Genomic DNA, 16,732 nt, shown 5'->3' on the forward strand with positions numbered 1-16,732 from the left:
CTATTCCGCAGCTGCGGGAGCCTCGTCTGAAGCCCTCTCTGCCTCCACCCGCGCTCGCCACCTGGCCTTCAGGGTGTGCGAGGTATCCCGGGAGCCATCAGGGCTCCATCCGGGCGGACCGAACACAAAGCCCAGTACCTCGCGCGGTGACTTCGAACCGGCCAGATCCTTGGCGATGCCGATCCACTCGTGGAAGACGTTGTGGAGCAGGTTGAAATTGCCCAGGTTCTTGACCGTACCGTAGCGACAGGGCTCTTCATCGAGCTCGGGGGTGAAGGTGCCGAACATCCGGTCCCAGATGATCAGGATGCCGGCATAGTTGGCGTCCAGATAGCGAGGGTTACGGGCGTGATGCACCCGGTGGTGCGACGGCGTGTTGAACACCGCCTCGAACCAGCGCGGCATGCGCTTGACCGCCTCGGTGTGGATCCAGAACTGGTAGACGAGGCTGATGCCCTTCTGGATTGCCACCATGGCCGGCGGAAAGCCCAGAAACACGAGCGGCAGCCACAGGATCCAGGTCCCGGCAATGCCGCCCGTCCAGGTTTGCCGCAGCGCGGTCGACAGGTTGTAGTGCGTCGAGGTGTGGTGGTTCACATGGCTGGCCCACCAGAACCGCCGCTCGTGGGCGATGCGATGGAACCAGTAATAGGTCAGGTCCTCGGCGAAGAAGAGTACAACCCAGGCCCAGACGGCGGTCATCGGAATTGAGAAGATCCGGTGCTCGTACACCCAGACCGTAGCGGCGAAGACCAGACCGGCGGTCAGCAGTCCGGCGACCGTGCTGCCAAAGCCCATGGCCAGGGACATGGCCGTGTCCCGGGGTTCGTAATGGGCCTTGGCCTTGCCGAGGCGCGCCAGGCCGATCTCGAGGATGATGGCCAGGACGAAGAAGGGTATCGCCATCTGGACGGGATCGATTTCGGCTTTCATGCCGCCAACTCCTTCGGGGGCCAGACATCATCGGCGACAGCGAGGGCCGGACGGCCGTCAGCCGTCTTCAGGATCCGGCGGCCCCTGAGCGAAGGGGCGGTCGCCACGGCGGCCCAGTCCAGATCACGCGCCACATAGCCGTCGCCGCGCCTCCAGAGCACCAAGGCAGTGTCGCCGTCCCTGGCCAGGGCGGCCCGCCCATCGGCCGATATCCAGCTCGCCATCGGGCGATGGTCCGGAAATTCCTGCGCCAGAAGGGCTGAAAGGCTGGTGGCATCCAGCGGCGGGGTTGGCCTGGCGATTCCCGCCAAGGCTGACAGGCCCACGAGCACGCTGATCGCGATCGCCGACCCGATCAGTTGTATCAGCATCGCCTTTTCCAAGCTGACGCCGCCCTCCCTTTTTTTCCAGCGTCGGGCCACAGGTGCCCCACGTCAAGAGTGACGCCTGCGTCATGTTTCTTCGGCCCCATGCCCGCGTGGTTCGCTAGTCCAGAGCTCGAAGCCCGGTTGGTGCCTCTGGCCATTGCCTGTCGCAGCGGCAACCTGCCTTCATGGACCAAGCGAAACAGGGGTGCGGTGAGTCATGGGTGACGGGAGCGTCTTCCATGATATCAACCTCGCCATAAGCAAAAGATCGCAGGTTCGCAGAGGCCTGCGCGCATCATCGGGACTAGTCGCGTGCATAAAGCCGTCATCGCCGCCACGGGGCTCTACACCCCGCCGTTCAGCATTTCGAACACCGAGCTGGTCGAGGCCTTCAATGCCTTCGTCGAGCGCTTCAACGCCGCCAATGCCGAGGCCATTGCCGCTGGCGACGTGGTCGCCCTGGCCCCGTCGTCTCCCGAATTCATCGAGAAAGCCTCGGGCATCAAGTCGCGCTTCGTGATGAACAAGGACGGGATCATCGATCCGGACATCATGCGACCGGTCCTGCCCGAGCGCCCGAACGAAGAGATCTCGATCCTGGCCGAAATGGCAGTGGAAGCCGCAAAGCAGGCCATCGCGGCCTGGGGTAAGCCGGTGTCGGAGATCGGAGCCGTCATCTGCGCAGCCTCCAACATGCAGCGGGCCTATCCCGCCATGGCGATAGAGGTCCAGCAGGCCCTGGGAATAGAGGGCTTCGCCTTCGACATGAACGTGGCCTGCTCCTCGGCCACCTTCGGCATCAAGGCGGCAGCCGACTTTGTCGCCACCGGCAGCGCCAAGGCCGTGCTGATGGTCAATCCCGAAATCTGCTCGGGCCATCTGAACTTCAAGGACCGCGACAGCCACTTCATCTTCGGCGATGTGGCCACGGCGGTGATCATCGAGGATGCGGCCCAGGCGACCGGCGGCTGGGAGATCGTCGGCACGCGCCTGAAGACCCAGTTCTCCAACAATATCCGCAACAATTTCGGCTTCCTGAACCGTGCAGCGCCGGAAGGCGAAGGGGCCCGCGACAAGCTTTTCGTCCAGGAGGGGCGCAAGGTGTTCCGTGAAGTGGTGCCGATGGTCAGCGAGATGATCGTCGAACACGCCGCCGACCTTGGCCTCGATCCGAAGGCTCTGAAGCGCCTCTGGCTGCACCAGGCCAATATCAACATGAACGAGATGATCGGCCGCAAGGTCCTCGGCCGCGACCCTGCCCCGGGCGAGAACGTCATCATCCTCGACACCTATGCCAATACCAGCTCCGCCGGCTCGATCATCGCCTTCCACTCAGCCAATGACGATTTTGCCGCCGGCGAAACAGGACTGATCTGCAGCTTCGGTGCAGGCTATTCCGCCGGAACGGTGTTCGTGAGGAAGCGCTAGCTCCGCGCTACTGCAAAAAAAGGCCCGACGCGACGGGGCAGAGCGTCAAGACCCGGGGGCAAACGCTAGGCGTTCCCCCGGGCCCCTCGTGTTGCCACCAGGCTCCCGGCGTGCCGGGCCCTATTGCGGCTTCGGATGCGCCGCCTTCCAGTCCATGGCCCGGCGAATGCGCACGCCCACGGCCGGATGATCATAGAACAGGGCTTCCTCAATCTTGCCCGGCGTCGCGGCCCGATACTCGATGGTCTTGACCAGGGCTTTGGCCAGGCCATCGGGTTCGCCGACATGCTCCAGGCTGTAGCGGTCAGCATCGGTTTCGATCTCGCGGATCACCGTATTGAGGATCGGGGTCCCCAACAGGCCCAGCACGGCCAGGATCACCGCGAGAACCGGCAAGCCAGCCGGGTCGGCGATGCCGGTCACGCCGTCGGCGCTGAGCAGCCTTTGCATGGGAGCAAAAAAGCGGTCGACAAGGAAGAAGGCCAGGATCGCCAGCAGACTGAAGATGCCGGTAATCCACAAGCTGTGCCCCCGGGCATAGTGACCCATTTCATGGCCGACAACGCCGCGGACCTCGGCCAGATCCGCTCCTTTCCGGAACATGGTGTCGCTCATGGCGATCCGCGCTGAGCCGAACAGACCGGAGACATTGGCGGTATAGGCATTGGATTGCCTGGACCCGTCATAGATGAAGATCTTGTCCGACGGGATGCCGTTGGCCTTGGCCATCTCGACCACCGCATTGCGCACTTCGCCGTTTGGCGCCGGCGTATAGGTGTTGAAGAGAGGCTCGATATAGATCGGTGCCACCAGCATCCCCAGCACCATGAAACCGGCGCTCAGTCCGCCGGCCCAAAGCCACCACAAACGCCGCGCCTTGCGGATCAGGCCATAGAGGGCAACGAGGAACAGCCCCGTGAAAACGGCCGAAATCAGAAAGGACAGGGCCCCTTCGCCCAGCCAGGCGACAAAGGCCTGGCTGGTCATGCCGTACTGCTTTTCCCGCCACCAGTTGGAGTAGGCCGACCAAGGCAGGTTCAGAAGCCAGTCCATCAGCAGGAAGACGACACCCACGCCAAAACTGGCCAGGAGTGGTCGGCGGCGATGGCCCTCCAGGCGCAAACGCGTGCGCACCAGCACACCCGACCGCAGGATCAGAAACGCGGACAGCAGTGAGATCAGAAAGCCCCAAAGGAGCAGCCAGTGGCCGCCCTGGGTATAGGCCTGCGCCTTGGCATGAACCGCTGGCGACAGTTGCGCCAGATAGGTGGCCGTCGCTGCGGCCGCGTCGAATTTCTGGGACATGGCCCCTCCCCTCTGCATTCTGGACGGGAGAAGGGCAGACTCCGTCCGCAAGGTCAGCTTAATTCCCTGACAGACACTGTCATGTCGTCTGTCGGATGCGCTTGCCACTGGCGAAGGTCGCCGTGGCGTATAGAAATGGACCGCTTGCGGATCTTCGAGGCTTTCATGCGATTCCCCGACCGTCGACACCTTCTACTGGGCGCGGGAGCCCTGACCCTTGCGGCCTGCAGTGACAAGGCGCAGCTCGACGCTCAACAGACTACCGCCCAACGCGTTCAGGCCAGCAAGACACTCCGGATCGGGCTAGAGGGCACCTACCCGCCCTTCAACTTTCAGGACAAGGACGGCCAGCTGGCGGGGTTCGATGTCGATTTTGGCAAGGCCTTGGCCGCCCAGATGGGTCTCAAGCCGGTATTCAGTCCTTCGCCCTTCGCCGGCCTGCTGGGTGCGCTGGAATCAAAGCGTATCGACGTCGTGATCAACCAGATCACCATCACGCCGGAGCGCGCGGCGAAGTACGATTTCTCCAAGCCCTATACGGTGTCTGGCATCCAGATCATCGTGCTGCGCGGCAAGGCCGGACCCTATTCGCCCGCAGAATTCGCCGGCAAGAAGGTCGGTGTGGGCCTGGGCACCAACTATGAAGCCTGGCTTCGGGCCAATGCCCCCCAAACCGACATCCGCACCTATGATGATGATCCGACCAAGTACCAGGATCTCAGGGCGGGCCGTATCGATGCGGTCCTGAATGACCGGCTGGTGGCCGCAGACTTCGTCAAGAACTCGCCGGAGTTCATAGCCGCCGGCCCGGCCTTCGCACCCCAGAACCAGGGTGTGGCCATGCTGAAGGACCCGGCCATGAAGGTACTGGTGGATCAGGCTATCGCGGCCATGAGGGCCGACGGCCGGTTGGCAGCGATCTCGCAGACCTGGTTCGGCGCCGACGTTACGCAATAGGCATGAACGCGATAATCGCCCTACTGCTGGAGTCGTCTCCGCTCCTCCTCAAGGGCGCAGGCTATACCGTGGCGCTCAGCCTGATCGGGATGAGCCTTGGCCTGGTGCTGGGCTTTGGCCTTGCCCTGATGCGACTGTCGTCGAGCGTGCTGTTGCGATGGCCCGCCGCCGCCTATGTCTCGGCCTTTCGCGGCACGCCCCTGCTCGTGCAGCTTTTCCTGATCTATTATGGCCTTCCGCAGTTCGGGATCGAGCTACCGCCCTTGATTGCGGCCGGGATCGGGTTTTCGCTGAACGTCGCGGCCTATGCCTGCGAAATCCTGCGCAGCGCCATCGCCAATGTCGATCGTGGCCAGTGGGAGGCCGCCACGGTGCTCGGCATGAGCCGCAGCCAGACCATGCGCAGAGTGATCCTGCCCCAGGCGGCCCGCACGGCCGTCGCCCCGCTGTCCAACAGCTTCATCAGCCTGGTCAAGGACACCTCCCTGGCCGCCACGATCCAGGTGCCGGAACTGTTCCGACAGACCCAACTGATCACCGCCCGGACCTTCGAGATCTTTACGATGTATCTGGCGGCCGCCGCGATCTACTGGCTCGTCTCGACCCTACTGGCGGCCGGTCAGGCCATGCTGGAGCGGCGAGCGGCGGAGGGCCGTCGATGAGCACTATCTCGGCTACAGGGCTGATCAAGCGCTTCGACGGGACCACCGTGCTGAACGGCGTCGATATCGAGGTCGCCCAGGGCGAGGTCGTGGCCATCATCGGGCCCAGCGGCTCTGGCAAGTCGACCCTGCTAAGGTGCCTGGCCGGGCTTGAGCTCCTGGACGGTGGATCCTTGCAGATCGCCGGCGTCGAGGCGGCACAGAGCCCTCCACTGGCTCGCGCCCTGAAGGGCCGCGTCGGCTTCGTGTTTCAGAGCTTCAATCTCTTCCCACACCGGACCGTTCTGCAAAACGTTGCCGAAGCGCCGATCATTGTGCGCGGCGAAGCCCGTCGATCTGCCGAGGCCCGCGCGAGAGCCCTGCTGGACAAGGTCGGACTGGGTGCCCGGATCGACGCCTATCCGGCCGAACTCTCCGGCGGACAGCAGCAACGATGCGCCATAGCCCGGGCTCTCGCGATGGACCCAGAAGTCATTCTGTTCGACGAACCAACCTCCGCCCTCGACCCCGAACTGGTCGGCGAAGTCCTGGCCGTGATCCGGGAACTGGCCGAAGAACGCCGCACCATGCTGATCGTCACCCATCAGATGGACTTTGCCCGTGACGTAGCTGACCGCACGATCTTCATGGATGCGGGCGTGATCGTCGAACAGGCCCCCTCGCGCGCGCTGTTCGGAGCGCCTAAGGAGGAGCGTACGCGACGATTCCTCGGCAAGGTGGCGACGTCCTGAGCCATATTTTGGCCTTGGGCACCCTTCACCAGATCGCCGCCAACGCCGCGTGCCATTTAGGCGAGGTCCTGTGAAACCCTATATCGAACTCAAAGGCGCCTCGGGCGCTGTCTATCGCTACAAGCTCGCCGAGGATGCCGACCCTCGCACGACCATCGCGGGCAACTTCGTCTATCTGGACGCCGCTGGTGCCGTGTTGCTTGCCGGTGAGACGAATAATCTGATCGGTGCTGTTTCCCGCTGGGGCGAGGCTCAGAGCCGCCACAGCGCGGCCAGCCTCTATACGCGCCTGAATGTTTCCGGTGCCTCGCGCTCCGAAGAGTATGCCGACCTGATCGCGGCCCTCGATCCCGTGATGAACCGCGAAGCCTAAGCGTCCCCATCCGGCCCCGGGTTCGCTATGGTTGGTCGATGCGACCCGAGATTCTCTTTCCGCTTTACGCGCCGGTCTCCACGCTGAAAGGCGTGGGGCCGCGTGTTGCGCCTCTGGTCGAAAAACTCGCCGGCTCGATCGTCCGCGATGTTCTCTTCACCCTGCCGACAAGCGTGATCCGCCGGACGGCCACAACGGTTGACCGGGCGATCGATGGCCAGGTCCAGACCTTTACGGTCAGCCTTGATGCCCACCAGCCACCAAGCCGGCTGGGGCAGCCGTGGAAGATCCGGGCCTGGGATGAGACAGGCTTTCTGACCCTCACCTGGTTCAAGGGCCATGGCCCGCATCTCGAGCGGCAACACCCTGTCGGCGCACGACGTGTCGTGAGCGGCAAGGTCGAGCGGTTCGGCTCGGAGATACAGGTCGCTCACCCGGAATATCTGCTGCCTGAGGACCGGGCTAGCGACATCCCGGCGTTTGAGCCGGTCTATCCCGCCACTGCTGGATTGCCGTCGCGGAGCTTTCGCCGGTTCGCCCTCGAGGCCCTCAGCCGCGCTCCCGACCTGGGGGAGTGGCTGGATTCCGCTTGGCAGGCTCGCGAGGCCCTGCCGTCCTGGCGTGTGGCCTTTGCCGCCGCTCATGGCCCTGAGGGCGAGGCCGATGTCCATCCGCTCGCGCCGCATCGACGTCGCCTGGCCTATGACGAACTGCTGGCGCACCAATTGGCCCTGGCCCAACGCAAGGCCTCGCGTCGCGCCCAGCCCGCGCCGTCTATCGGCCCCAGCCCACTGGCCGCAGACGCAGAAAGGGCCCTGCCCTTCAAACTGACCGGGGCCCAGATTCGGGCCCTCTCGGAGGTCCGCGGTGATCTGGCTTCGGGTCAGCGCATGAGCCGCCTGCTGCAGGGCGACGTCGGCTCCGGCAAGACGGTGGTGGCGATGCTGGCCATCGCCGACGCGGCGGGCGCGGGTCTGCAATCTGCCCTGATGGCCCCCACGGAAATCCTCGCGCGCCAGCACTTTGAGACCATCGCCCCCATCCTTGAGCAGCTGAGCCTGTCGGTGATCCTGCTGACCGGCCGAGACAAGGGTGCCGCACGTGCCAGCAAGCTCTCAGGCCTGGCGAGTGGGGTCCATGCGGTCGCCATCGGCACCCATGCCCTGTTCCAGGATGACGTGGTCTTCAAGGCGCTGGGCTTGTCGATCATCGACGAGCAGCATCGTTTCGGCGTGAACGAGCGGCGTCGCCTGCAGGACAAGGGCCCTGCGGGTGATGGCGGTGGCGTGCATCTGTTGGCCATGTCGGCCACACCAATTCCACGCACCCTAGAACTGACCGTCTTCGGCGACCTTGATGTTTCCCGCATCGACGAGAAGCCACCAGGCCGAACGCCCGTGGCCACCCGTGCTGTTCCCATGCCGCGCCTGCCCGAGATCATCGCCCGTCTGAAGGCAGCGGCCGCCAGTGGGGCCCAGGCGTTCTGGATCTGCCCGCTGGTGTCTGAGTCCGAGAAGATCGACCTGCGCGCCGCCGAGGATCGCGCAGCGGACCTGCGTCAGATCATCGGCTCATCGGTCGGCCTGGTTCACGGACAGATGCCGGCTGCCGAAAAAGATGCCGTCATGGCGGACTTTGTTGACGGCAAGGTCTCGGTTCTGGTGGCTACCACGGTGGTCGAGGTCGGGGTCAATGTGCCCAATGCCAGCATCATGGTCATCGAGCAGGCCGAGCGTTTTGGTCTGGCCCAACTGCACCAACTTCGTGGCCGGGTAGGACGGGGGGCCAGGCCAAGCTCCTGCGTCCTGCTTTATGATCTACCGCTGTCCGAGACGGCCCAGCAACGCCTCGACATCCTTCGCCGGTCGGATGACGGTTTCGAGATCGCCGAGAAGGATCTCGAACTGCGGGGCGGCGGCGATCCGCTCGGTCTCAAGCAAAGCGGATTTCCGGCCTATCGCCTGGCTGACCCAGTTGCCCATCGCGACCTGATCGCAGTCGCCGCTGACGACGCTCGGCTGATCCTGGCCCGCGATCCAGAACTGATCTCGCCCCGGGGCCAGGCCGTCCAGACCCTACAGGCGCTCTTTGACTGGAAACCGACCTCTCCCCAGCATGATGCGGGCTGATCTGGTCGAATGATCCCCCAAGGACCGGTCGAACTGCTATAGTGGCTGAGCGCTGCTCTTCAGCGCACTTTGCACCAGCAGACAGGCCTTATTGGCACCCCGGCCTAGCGTGATCGCGCAAACCGACCGGCGCCTCACCTAAAACTGCGCCGACCCGGACGACTCAATGGCTCAACGCGCCGAAATCACCTGCGCCGCTCAAAACGGCCGCCACAGTACCTATGAGCGGATCACCCATATTGGCGGTGGTGGAGACAAGCCCTGGAAGCTGACCATCAAGGAAGCCATCAAGCTGGTCGATAGCGGCAAGTGGCGCTTTTTCGTGGTGCGCGGCGACGTCGAAGTGAAGGTCGAAGCCCAGACAAGCCGCACCGGCTGCCGCTACCTGAAAACGGCCAATGATCGCAATGAGCCTTTTGACATGCTGACCCTGCCTGATTTCCCGGTCAGCGAGACTGTAGAATCTGCCTGATCAGGCCGTTCCGTCAGGGGCGACGGCGGGCTTGCGGTGGTGCCAGAGGTGGATCAGGCCCGCCAGGGTTCCGCCGACCGCCAAACCGACCACGGCAGATCCCAGGGCAAAGGCGAGCCAACCCGTCACAGCCCCCACGACCGGAACGCGCTGTGCCCAGTGCGACAGGCCCTCGACCCAGGCAGGTATGGGGGTCAGATGGAAGTGTTCCAGGCCGTGGACGATGATCCCACCGCCGACCCAGAGCATGGCGGCAGTGCCTATCAGGGTCAGGGCTTCCATGGTGATCGGCATGGCCTTGACAAGACCCCGGCCCAGGCTCCGCGTGACGGGGTTTTTGCGCCGGGCTAGATGCAGGCCGATGTCGTCCATCTTCACGATCAGACCGACCACGCCATAGACCGCGACCGTCAGGAGCACGCCGACCAGGGCAAGGGCTCCGGCCTGAACCAGCAGGGGCTTGCCCGCGACGTCGGCCAAGGCAATGGCCATGATCTCGCCGGATAGAATCAGGTCCGTGCGGATCGCCCCGTTGACCTTCTGGGCTTCGAGTTCAGGCCCGCTCAGCGCGAGCTCTTCCGGTTCGTCAGCCGTATGCTCGCCGGCCAAGGCCTCAAGAATCTTCTCGGTTGCCTCGAAGGCCAGGTAGGATCCGCCGACCATCAGGATCGGTGTCACCGCCCAGGGCGCGAAGGCGCTAAGCAGCAAGGCCCCGGGAAGGAGGAACACGAGCTTGTTCCGGAAGGATCCCACAGCGATCTTCCAGACGATGGGCAGTTCCCGGTCCGGCGTGAACCCCATGGCGTAGCCCGGCGTCACGGCCGCGTCGTCGACGACCACGCCGACGGCCTTGGTGCCGGCTTTGCCGGCCGCGCCGGCGACGTCGTCGAGCGACGCTGCGGCGATCTTGGTGATGCCGGCGACATCATCCAGCAAGGCGGCGAGACCAGAGGGCATGGAACTCTCGGCAGGGGTCAGGACTGTGCGTGCCGGCAAGGTGTGGTGATCCGCCGGCAATGTCACTGCGCGATCGCTTGCCTGACGCAGGGTGAGGGCTGAAACCTAGGGCCCATGACCCTTCTGGCTGCCCTGGACCGTCTCGCCCCCCTGCTGTCACCGACCGCGACCGGGACCTTGAACGCCCGCAGGTTGTCAGGCGGAGCCAGCCTGGAAACCTGGGCCTTCGACCTCGACGATGGTACGCCCTTGATCCTGCGACGGCGGCCCGATGGCGCGCCCTCCCGCGAAACCGCAGCGTCCCTGGCACAGGAAGCTGCACTGATCGCGGCCGCTGGCCGGACAGGCGCGCCCGTGCCGATCGTTGAGCGCGTCTGCGCGCCCGAAGACGGTCTTGGCGAAGCCTTCGTCATGAGACGGCTCGAAGGCGAAACCCTCGGCAAGCGCATCGTCCGCGACGCGGCCTTTGATACGATCCGTCCCGGCCTTGCGCAGCGCTGCGGCGAGGTGCTGGGCCAGATCCATAGTGCCCCCCTGGAAGCCTTGCCACCCTTGGCCACCTCCGATGCACGCGGGGAACTGGCCCGCTATGAGGAGATCTATCGCCAGACTGACGCCCAGCGACCGACCTTCGAGGCGGCCTTTCGATGGCTCGAGGCCTCGGCCCCAGTGCCGGCGGCCCCCGTCCTGGTCCACGGCGATTTTCGCAATGGCAACCTGATGATCCATCCCGAGCAGGGCCTGGTCGGCGTGCTGGACTGGGAACTGGCCCATCTGGGGGATCCGGCCGAGGACCTGGGCTGGATCTGCGTAAACTCCTGGCGATTTGGCCAATGGCGCAGACCAGTCGGCGGCTTCGGCGACTATAAGGCCCTGCTAGAGGGCTATGCCCATACCCGCGGCAGCGAGATTCCACTGGCGCGAATGCAATTCTGGCAAGCTCTGGGCACCCTGAAATGGGGTGTCATGTGCCTGATGATGTATTCCAGTTTCGCGACCGGTGCGGATCCCTCGATCGAACGGGCAATGATCGGGCGCAGGGTGAGCGAGACAGAAATCGATCTTGTCCGACTGATGGAGATCATGCCGTGATCACCTGCCCCACAGCTGACGAGCTCCGGTCCGCGCTCACCCTGTTCGACCAGGACCCAACGCCTCCCTCAGACCCCCGCCGCCAGTTCCTGGCCAGGGTCGCCGACAATGCTCGCGCCCTGCTCGACCGCGAATCCGCCTTGGGAGACATTGCCCAGGCCGAAGAGCAGGCTCGGCTCAGGGACCTGCTGGACTTGGACGGACCCATCGAAATGATGAACCACCGCCTCTGCCAGGACCTTAAGGCCGGTGTGATCTCGCCCCGGGCTCCGGCCTTGCTGGCGCATCTTCGCGCAACGGCGATCGCCCGCATCGCGATCGACCAGCCGGGCTATAGCGGGCTGGAGGCGCTTCTGGCTGGCTGATTGGAACTGTTGACCAATGCGCCTACCCTCTCCAGGGCATCGGCCTCGATGTCGGCATAGAACAGGTTGAACCCGTCGACCTTGCGGCGATCAGCCCAGGACCCGGCATCCCGCAGGGCTGTCGACTTGGGGCGACTGGTATGCAGCAGACCGCCCTCGCACCCGGCCGAGACCTGCCGCTGCAGGAAGGCCGGGCGCGCGCCCCACTCCAGACCCGTGGCATTGGCCGCACCCTGGTTCATCCTCGCCGGCGCGCGATCTTCGCCCAGCCCGCCCAACAGCGGATTGAAACACAAGGCGAGGCGACCATTCAGGTCGATCAACTGGTCGCCGGCATCCCAGATCAGGGAGCGACGGGTCATTTCCTGCATGCGCTGAAAGTCGCCATCCTGGACCGAAGCCCACGCCGCGACACAGCCCGTTTGCCCCCGCCGCTCGCAGGCCGGCAGTAGCGAAGCCGAACCATACTCCTCCGCCGGCACAATGGTTTCGATCAGATAGGCTGCGGCCAGACGCTGCCGGATCGCCGGAACCGCCGCGATCTCCTCGCGAAGCAGCCGGGCTGCCATCGCGCCCCCCTGCTCCACCCCGACAAGGACAAACGGCCGCCCCCTGTTGTAGCGGGCCAGATAGAGCCTGAAGGCCTCGCGCACATCGCCATAGGCAAAACGCCGCGCTTCTCGAGCATCATCGCGGAGCGTGAGATAGGTATAGAGGCTGGCCTGGCGATAGCGCGGCGCGAAGACCCGGCCGACGCGATAGAACGGTCCGGCATAGTTGGGCAGCACGACACGGTTCAGGAATTTCTGGGCCTTGGGCTGGTCGATGGCCCCGTTCCAGTCCTGGCCACCATCAAAAGTGGTCGGATGGACAAAAAACACATCCACGGGCGGATCGGTGACCGCCGGGCTGGCCGGATCCTTGGGCCGCAGGGCCCAGGCCGAGGCCTGGGCGTAGTTCGGTGGCGGCGGCGGCTTGTAGGTCAGGAACGGGACCTTGGGATCCAGCGCGTTGCTCAGGATGTCGTAGCGCCAGACGAAGGCAGCCGCGACCAGCAACGCCAGCAGCAGAACCGCCCCCGCAAAGATCCAGCGCTTGAAGCCCTTTAAAGCATCACCCATGGCCTTGGGTACACCAAGGCTGGCTGGCGTTTAAGCCCCCTCCTGCCCGATGATCGCCACGGAGCAGACATTGCTGGCCGGTGCCCCGCCCAGATTGTGCGTCATGCCGAAGACAGGATCCTTCAACTGGCGCTCGCCGGCACGACCCTGCAGCTGCAGGTACATTTCGTAGAGCATGCGCAGGCCTGACGCCCCGATAGGGTGGCCGAAGCACTTCAGGCCCCCGTCGATCTGGCACGGCACCCCGCCGTCGGCGTCATAGAAGCCGTCCATCACATCGCGCCAGCCCTGGCCCTCGGGCGAGATGAACAGGTCCTCCATCGTCACCAGCTCGGTGATCGAGAAGCAGTCGTGAACCTCGATCATCGAAATCTGCTCGCGCGGCCGTTCGATGCCGGCCTCGCGATAGGCCTTGCCGGCAGCGATGCGGGCAGTGTGGAAATGGCTGCCGTCCCAGCCGTTGTACTGGCTCTCATAACCGTTGGAGACCGACAGCTGGATGGCCTTGACCATCGTCAGGTTTTTCTTGCCCATCGCCTTGGCGATCTCGGGCGTGGTGACGATGGCGCAGGCCGCGCCGTCCGACACGCCGCAACAGTCAAACAGGCCCAGAGGCTCGGCGATCATAGGGGCGTTCAGCACCTGATCGACCGTCACGGCTTTCCGCAGATGCGCCTTGGCGTTCTTGGCCCCGTTGGCGTGGCTCTTTACCGAAACATGGGCAATGGCGCGCTTCAGGTCGTCCTTGGAGACGCCGTGCTTGGCCCGATAGGCGCTGGCCAGCTGGGCGAAGTTGCCGGGGGCCGAGCCGTTGGGCATGACCTGAGGCATCAGGGTGCCGGGATTGGCGACCGGCAGGCCGCCATAGCCGGTGTCCTTCAGCTTCTCGACGCCGAGAGCGATGGCGATATCGGCAGCGCCGGAGGCCACGGCATAGACCGCGCCCCGGAAGGCTTCAGAACCTGAGGCGCAGAAATTCTCCACCCGCGTCACAGCGATATTGGGCAGGCGCAGGGCGATCGACATCGGTGTCCCGCCCTTGCCTGTGCCCATCTCGTCGACATGGGTCGAGAACCAGGCCGCGTCCAGCTGGCTCGGTTCGATACCGGCGTCATTCATGGCCTCGATATAGGCCTCGACCATCAGGTCGTCGGGACCGCAGTCCCAGCGCTCGCCGAACTTGCTGCAACCCATGCCCAGGATGGCGACCTTGTCGCGGATGCCTTGCGCCATGATCGTCTCTCCTATTCCGCCGCGACGGCGGTTTGAGCTGAAACCGCCGAACGATCCGGCGCGGCCTTCCAGAAATAGCGTACAAAGCCGCGCTTCTCGTCGATGTCCTTGATGCGGAACACCATCTTGACCGGCAGACCGGTGTCGACGTCGCCGGGCGACACATCGGTGATGTCCATCATGATCCGCCCGCCGCCCTCGAAGACGATCATGCCGTAGTGGTTGGGCGGTGCCATAGAGAAGGTCAGATAATCCGCCGAATAGCTCAGCACGGAGGCCTTGCGCTCTGCGAACCGGTACGGCTCCTGGGTGTCCAGGGCGGGCTTGTTGGGGGCCACCGAGATCCGGGTGCGCGGGAACTGTACGACCCCGGTCTCGCGACAGCGGCCACCGACCAGGCCCAGGATCATGTCCTCGTTACGGTAGAGGGTGGTCAGGGCCGTCTTGTTGTCCTTCTCGGCCCGCATGCCCTTGTCCCAGTCGACCAGGCCATTGAATATCAGGAACTTCAGATAATTGGTCTCTTCCTGACGGTCAGCTAGAGAACCCGTAACGCCGCGCGCCGGCTTGAGGTTCGCCGCGCCCGTGGCCCGGAACACCAGGGCCTCGGCACCTTGTCCGAACTGGGACACGACGATGATCTCGCCCGCCTTGGCCTGTTCAAGGGCGTGGGCCAGCATCAGCGGGCCATGGGCCGAGCCGGCTTCCCCCATTACGGCGGCGAGGTTGTCGCGCACGGCCTCGGCCGGGATCCCCAGGCTTTTGGCCAGGGTGGCGGCCATGCCGGAGAAGGTCGAGGGGAAACAGAAGTGGGCCACATCAGCGGCCGCGACGCCCGCAGCCGCAAGCGCGCGTTTCACCGCCGGCGGGACCAGCTTGACGATGCCCTCGTCGCGGATCCAGCGTTCCTCCCAGGCATAGTCGAAGCCGCCGTCATTGCCCCGGAAGTGGTCGACGAAATCGTCTGTGACGCTGCCGCGCCCCAGGAAGTCGGCAGCGCCCCCTTCGGCGGTGATGACAAAGGCCGCAGCACCATCGCCGCAGTCCAGCTCCAGGGCCGATACTGCGCGCGCCTTGCGGCGCTCGCCGGCAACCACCAGGGCTGACCTGGCCGATCCGCCAGACACCGAGTCCAGGGCCTGGGCAAGGGCGGCAAGCCCGCACCGCTGCGAGCCGGTGACGTCGCTGGCGGAAATGGACTTCTCGAGGGTCAGGGCCGCGGAGACCACGCCGGCATTCAGTCGATCGGCGAAGGGGGCCGTCGTGGAGGCGAAGTACAGGGCGTCAATGTGAGACCGGTCGTCGGCGGGCCCAAGGGCGTCGCGGGCGGCCTCGACGGCCATGGTCAGGGCGTCCTCATCCCAGTTGGCCATGGCCCGTTCGCCCTTGCCCTTGCCGACGAGGTTCGGGGCGACCCAGGCATTGGCTGTGACCACCGCCTTGCGGCTCAACCGCAGGCGCGGTGCATAGGCTCCCCAGGCGGCGATGCCGACCATGACTCCATCCCTTGAACTTGTCTCGTTGGGAGCAGCCTAGGCGCCGGTGCCGGGGGTCTTCAAGCGTGCCGCTTCGTCAAGCTCCGTCAGGTTTTCTGACCGGGATGGTCAGCGATAGGGATCGTCTGTCGCCAGGAAACCCGCGACATAGTCCTCTACCCCGTCCTCAAGGCTGGTCATCGGCGCGACATAGCCCGCCGCCCTGAGCCGATCCATGTTGGCCTCGGTGAAGTACTGGTACTTGCCCCGCAATACTTCGGGCATGTCGACATAGCTGATGTCCGGCCGCTGGCCCGCCGCGCGGAAGGTCGCCTCGGCCAGATCCTTGAAGGCCCGCGCCCGGCCCGAGCCCAGGTTGTAGACGCCATTGACCTGGGGATTGTCCGAAAGCCAGCCGACGATATCGGCGACATCGCGGACATAGACAAAATCGCGCAGTTGCCCGCCGTCGGCATAGTCAGGATGGTGTGACTTGAAGAGCTTGACGCCATCTCCCGCCGCGACCTTGGGCCAGATCTGGGCGACCACCGACTTCATGCGGTCCTTGTGGTCCTCGTTGGGCCCATAGACGTTGAAGAATTTCAGACCCGCCCATTGCAGAGGCGCACGGCCCCGGGACGCTTCGCGGACGGCATAGATGTCGAACAGCGCCTTGGACCAGCCATAGGCATTGAGCGGCCGCAGGGCCTTGAGCGACTCGATATCGTCCCGGCCGTCAAAACCCAGGCTTCCGTCGCCGTAGGTCGCCGCCGAAGAGGCATAGATCAGCCGGCGGCCATGCTCGGCACACCATTCCCAAAGGTCGCGCGACAGCACGAAATTGGACTGGATGATCTTGTCGGCATCCGGCTCGGTGGTCGAGGATACCGCGCCCATGTGGATCACCAGTTCGACGTCGCCACCGCGCTTGGCCAGCCAGGCGAACAGGTCTTCCGGAGCCACGAAATCGGCGATCGGCGACTTGGCGAGATTGCGCCACTTGCCACTGTCGGCCTCGCGCAGGCGATCACAGACCACAACGTCGATGGCCGGATCCTCGCACAGGCGCGCGACGATGTTGGAGCCGATGAAACCGGCTCCGCCGGTGACGAGGACGGTGCGACGGGTCAT

At 64.8% G+C, this 16,732-nt stretch carries 17 protein-coding genes; 9 read left to right on the top strand and 8 right to left on the bottom strand.

The features are described from left to right. Together AQ619_RS09610 and AQ619_RS09615 are read right to left on the bottom strand one after the other, a co-directional pair. Positions 1-933: a sterol desaturase family protein gene (locus AQ619_RS09610; protein WP_062146733.1), complete on the bottom strand. Its 933-nt coding sequence runs from the start codon at positions 931-933 to the stop codon at positions 1-3. Next, positions 930-1,304 (bottom strand): hypothetical protein, encoded by a 375-nt coding sequence (locus AQ619_RS09615; protein ID WP_335338033.1) that lies wholly within the window; start codon positions 1,302-1,304, stop codon positions 930-932. Before AQ619_RS09615 ends, AQ619_RS09610 begins: the two co-directional genes overlap by 4 nt. Before the next feature lie 309 nt (positions 1,305-1,613). Between AQ619_RS09615 and AQ619_RS09620 the strand changes: the two genes are divergently transcribed. Next, the gene (locus tag AQ619_RS09620) at positions 1,614-2,729 is read left to right on the top strand and encodes a beta-ketoacyl-ACP synthase III (protein WP_062146736.1); all 1,116 of its coding nucleotides are present in this window, start codon (positions 1,614-1,616) and stop codon (positions 2,727-2,729) included. A gap of 120 nt (positions 2,730-2,849) precedes the next feature. Here the strand turns inward: AQ619_RS09620 and AQ619_RS09625 are convergent, their stop codons facing one another. Further along, positions 2,850-4,034, bottom strand: a complete 1,185-nt coding sequence (locus tag AQ619_RS09625; protein ID WP_062146738.1) for a M48 family metallopeptidase — start codon at positions 4,032-4,034, stop codon at positions 2,850-2,852. A 165-nt stretch (positions 4,035-4,199) separates the two neighbouring features. Here AQ619_RS09625 and tcyJ point away from each other — a divergent pair, with 165 nt between their 5' ends. The 6 genes from tcyJ to AQ619_RS09655 all read left to right on the top strand — a co-directional run bounded on the left by tcyJ (position 4,200) and on the right by AQ619_RS09655 (position 9,358). Continuing rightward, complete coding sequence (tcyJ, locus tag AQ619_RS09630) at positions 4,200-4,991, top strand: cystine ABC transporter substrate-binding protein (protein WP_062151497.1); 792 nt, start codon at positions 4,200-4,202, stop codon at positions 4,989-4,991. 2 nt (positions 4,992-4,993) lie between these two features. Further along, positions 4,994-5,653, top strand: a complete 660-nt coding sequence (gene tcyL / locus AQ619_RS09635; protein WP_062146741.1) for a cystine ABC transporter permease — start codon at positions 4,994-4,996, stop codon at positions 5,651-5,653. Beyond that, entirely contained in the window at positions 5,650-6,384 is a 735-nt protein-coding gene (locus tag AQ619_RS09640; RefSeq protein ID WP_062146743.1) for an amino acid ABC transporter ATP-binding protein, read from the top strand. Before tcyL ends, AQ619_RS09640 begins: the two co-directional genes overlap by 4 nt. Before the next feature lie 70 nt (positions 6,385-6,454). Continuing rightward, positions 6,455-6,757: a hypothetical protein gene (locus AQ619_RS09645; RefSeq protein ID WP_062146745.1), complete on the top strand. Its 303-nt coding sequence runs from the start codon at positions 6,455-6,457 to the stop codon at positions 6,755-6,757. Positions 6,758-6,795: 38 nt separating this feature from the next. Continuing rightward, on the top strand, positions 6,796-8,886 hold the full coding sequence (gene recG, locus AQ619_RS09650) for an ATP-dependent DNA helicase RecG (protein ID WP_062146747.1): 2,091 nt from the start codon (positions 6,796-6,798) through the stop codon (positions 8,884-8,886). A gap of 166 nt (positions 8,887-9,052) precedes the next feature. Further along, entirely contained in the window at positions 9,053-9,358 is a 306-nt protein-coding gene (locus AQ619_RS09655) for a DUF3892 domain-containing protein (protein ID WP_062146749.1), read from the top strand. Here AQ619_RS09655 and AQ619_RS09660 read toward each other — a convergent pair whose 3' ends face one another. Further along, entirely contained in the window at positions 9,359-10,315 is a 957-nt protein-coding gene (locus AQ619_RS09660; protein WP_062146751.1) for a DUF808 domain-containing protein, read from the bottom strand. Positions 10,316-10,429: 114 nt separating this feature from the next. Here AQ619_RS09660 and AQ619_RS09665 point away from each other — a divergent pair, with 114 nt between their 5' ends. Together AQ619_RS09665 and AQ619_RS09670 are read left to right on the top strand one after the other, a co-directional pair. Continuing rightward, positions 10,430-11,407 (top strand): phosphotransferase family protein, encoded by a 978-nt coding sequence (locus AQ619_RS09665; protein WP_062146753.1) that lies wholly within the window; start codon positions 10,430-10,432, stop codon positions 11,405-11,407. Then, the gene (locus AQ619_RS09670) at positions 11,404-11,772 is read left to right on the top strand and encodes a DUF6285 domain-containing protein (protein ID WP_062146755.1); all 369 of its coding nucleotides are present in this window, start codon (positions 11,404-11,406) and stop codon (positions 11,770-11,772) included. The genes AQ619_RS09665 and AQ619_RS09670 overlap by 4 nt, the downstream gene beginning before the upstream one ends. On the opposite strand, the gene AQ619_RS09675 is transcribed toward AQ619_RS09670, so the two are convergent. From AQ619_RS09675 to rfaD, 4 genes are all read right to left on the bottom strand, one after another. Then, on the bottom strand, positions 11,739-12,893 hold the full coding sequence (locus AQ619_RS09675; RefSeq protein ID WP_062146757.1) for a DUF3089 domain-containing protein: 1,155 nt from the start codon (positions 12,891-12,893) through the stop codon (positions 11,739-11,741). The genes AQ619_RS09670 and AQ619_RS09675 overlap by 34 nt on opposite strands. A gap of 30 nt (positions 12,894-12,923) precedes the next feature. Then, positions 12,924-14,126 carry an acetyl-CoA acetyltransferase gene (locus tag AQ619_RS09680; protein WP_062146759.1) on the bottom strand — a complete coding sequence of 401 codons (1,203 nt, stop codon included), beginning with the start codon at positions 14,124-14,126 and terminating at the stop codon, positions 12,924-12,926. An 11-nt stretch (positions 14,127-14,137) separates the two neighbouring features. Further along, positions 14,138-15,622 carry a hydroxymethylglutaryl-CoA synthase family protein gene (locus AQ619_RS09685; RefSeq protein WP_062146761.1) on the bottom strand — a complete coding sequence of 495 codons (1,485 nt, stop codon included), beginning with the start codon at positions 15,620-15,622 and terminating at the stop codon, positions 14,138-14,140. A 108-nt stretch (positions 15,623-15,730) separates the two neighbouring features. Then, positions 15,731-16,732 (bottom strand): ADP-glyceromanno-heptose 6-epimerase, encoded by a 1,002-nt coding sequence (gene rfaD, locus AQ619_RS09690; protein ID WP_062146763.1) that lies wholly within the window; start codon positions 16,730-16,732, stop codon positions 15,731-15,733.

Source organism: Caulobacter henricii (assembly GCF_001414055.1).
GTDB lineage: Bacteria > Pseudomonadota > Alphaproteobacteria > Caulobacterales > Caulobacteraceae > Caulobacter > Caulobacter henricii.

Bases quoted from the DNA above. Each gene is read 5' to 3' on its own strand.
- AQ619_RS09680 (WP_062146759.1), bottom strand. From the start codon at position 14,126: ATGGCGCAAGGCATCCGCGACAAGGTCGCCATCCTGGGCATGGGTTGC.
- AQ619_RS09675 (WP_062146757.1), bottom strand. From the start codon at position 12,893: ATGGGTGATGCTTTAAAGGGCTTCAAGCGCTGGATCTTTGCGGGGGCG.
- tcyJ (WP_062151497.1), top strand. From the start codon at position 4,200: ATGCGATTCCCCGACCGTCGACACCTTCTACTGGGCGCGGGAGCCCTG.
- AQ619_RS09610 (WP_062146733.1), bottom strand. From the start codon at position 933: ATGAAAGCCGAAATCGATCCCGTCCAGATGGCGATACCCTTCTTCGTC.
- AQ619_RS09615 (WP_335338033.1), bottom strand. From the start codon at position 1,304: ATGCTGATACAACTGATCGGGTCGGCGATCGCGATCAGCGTGCTCGTG.
- AQ619_RS09640 (WP_062146743.1), top strand. From the start codon at position 5,650: ATGAGCACTATCTCGGCTACAGGGCTGATCAAGCGCTTCGACGGGACC.
- AQ619_RS09685 (WP_062146761.1), bottom strand. From the start codon at position 15,622: ATGGTCGGCATCGCCGCCTGGGGAGCCTATGCACCGCGCCTGCGGTTG.
- AQ619_RS09625 (WP_062146738.1), bottom strand. From the start codon at position 4,034: ATGTCCCAGAAATTCGACGCGGCCGCAGCGACGGCCACCTATCTGGCG.
- AQ619_RS09655 (WP_062146749.1), top strand. From the start codon at position 9,053: ATGGCTCAACGCGCCGAAATCACCTGCGCCGCTCAAAACGGCCGCCAC.
- recG (WP_062146747.1), top strand. From the start codon at position 6,796: ATGCGACCCGAGATTCTCTTTCCGCTTTACGCGCCGGTCTCCACGCTG.
- tcyL (WP_062146741.1), top strand. From the start codon at position 4,994: ATGAACGCGATAATCGCCCTACTGCTGGAGTCGTCTCCGCTCCTCCTC.
- AQ619_RS09660 (WP_062146751.1), bottom strand. From the start codon at position 10,315: ATGCCCTCTGGTCTCGCCGCCTTGCTGGATGATGTCGCCGGCATCACC.
- AQ619_RS09665 (WP_062146753.1), top strand. From the start codon at position 10,430: ATGACCCTTCTGGCTGCCCTGGACCGTCTCGCCCCCCTGCTGTCACCG.
- rfaD (WP_062146763.1), bottom strand. From the start codon at position 16,732: ATGACCCGTCGCACCGTCCTCGTCACCGGCGGAGCCGGTTTCATCGGC.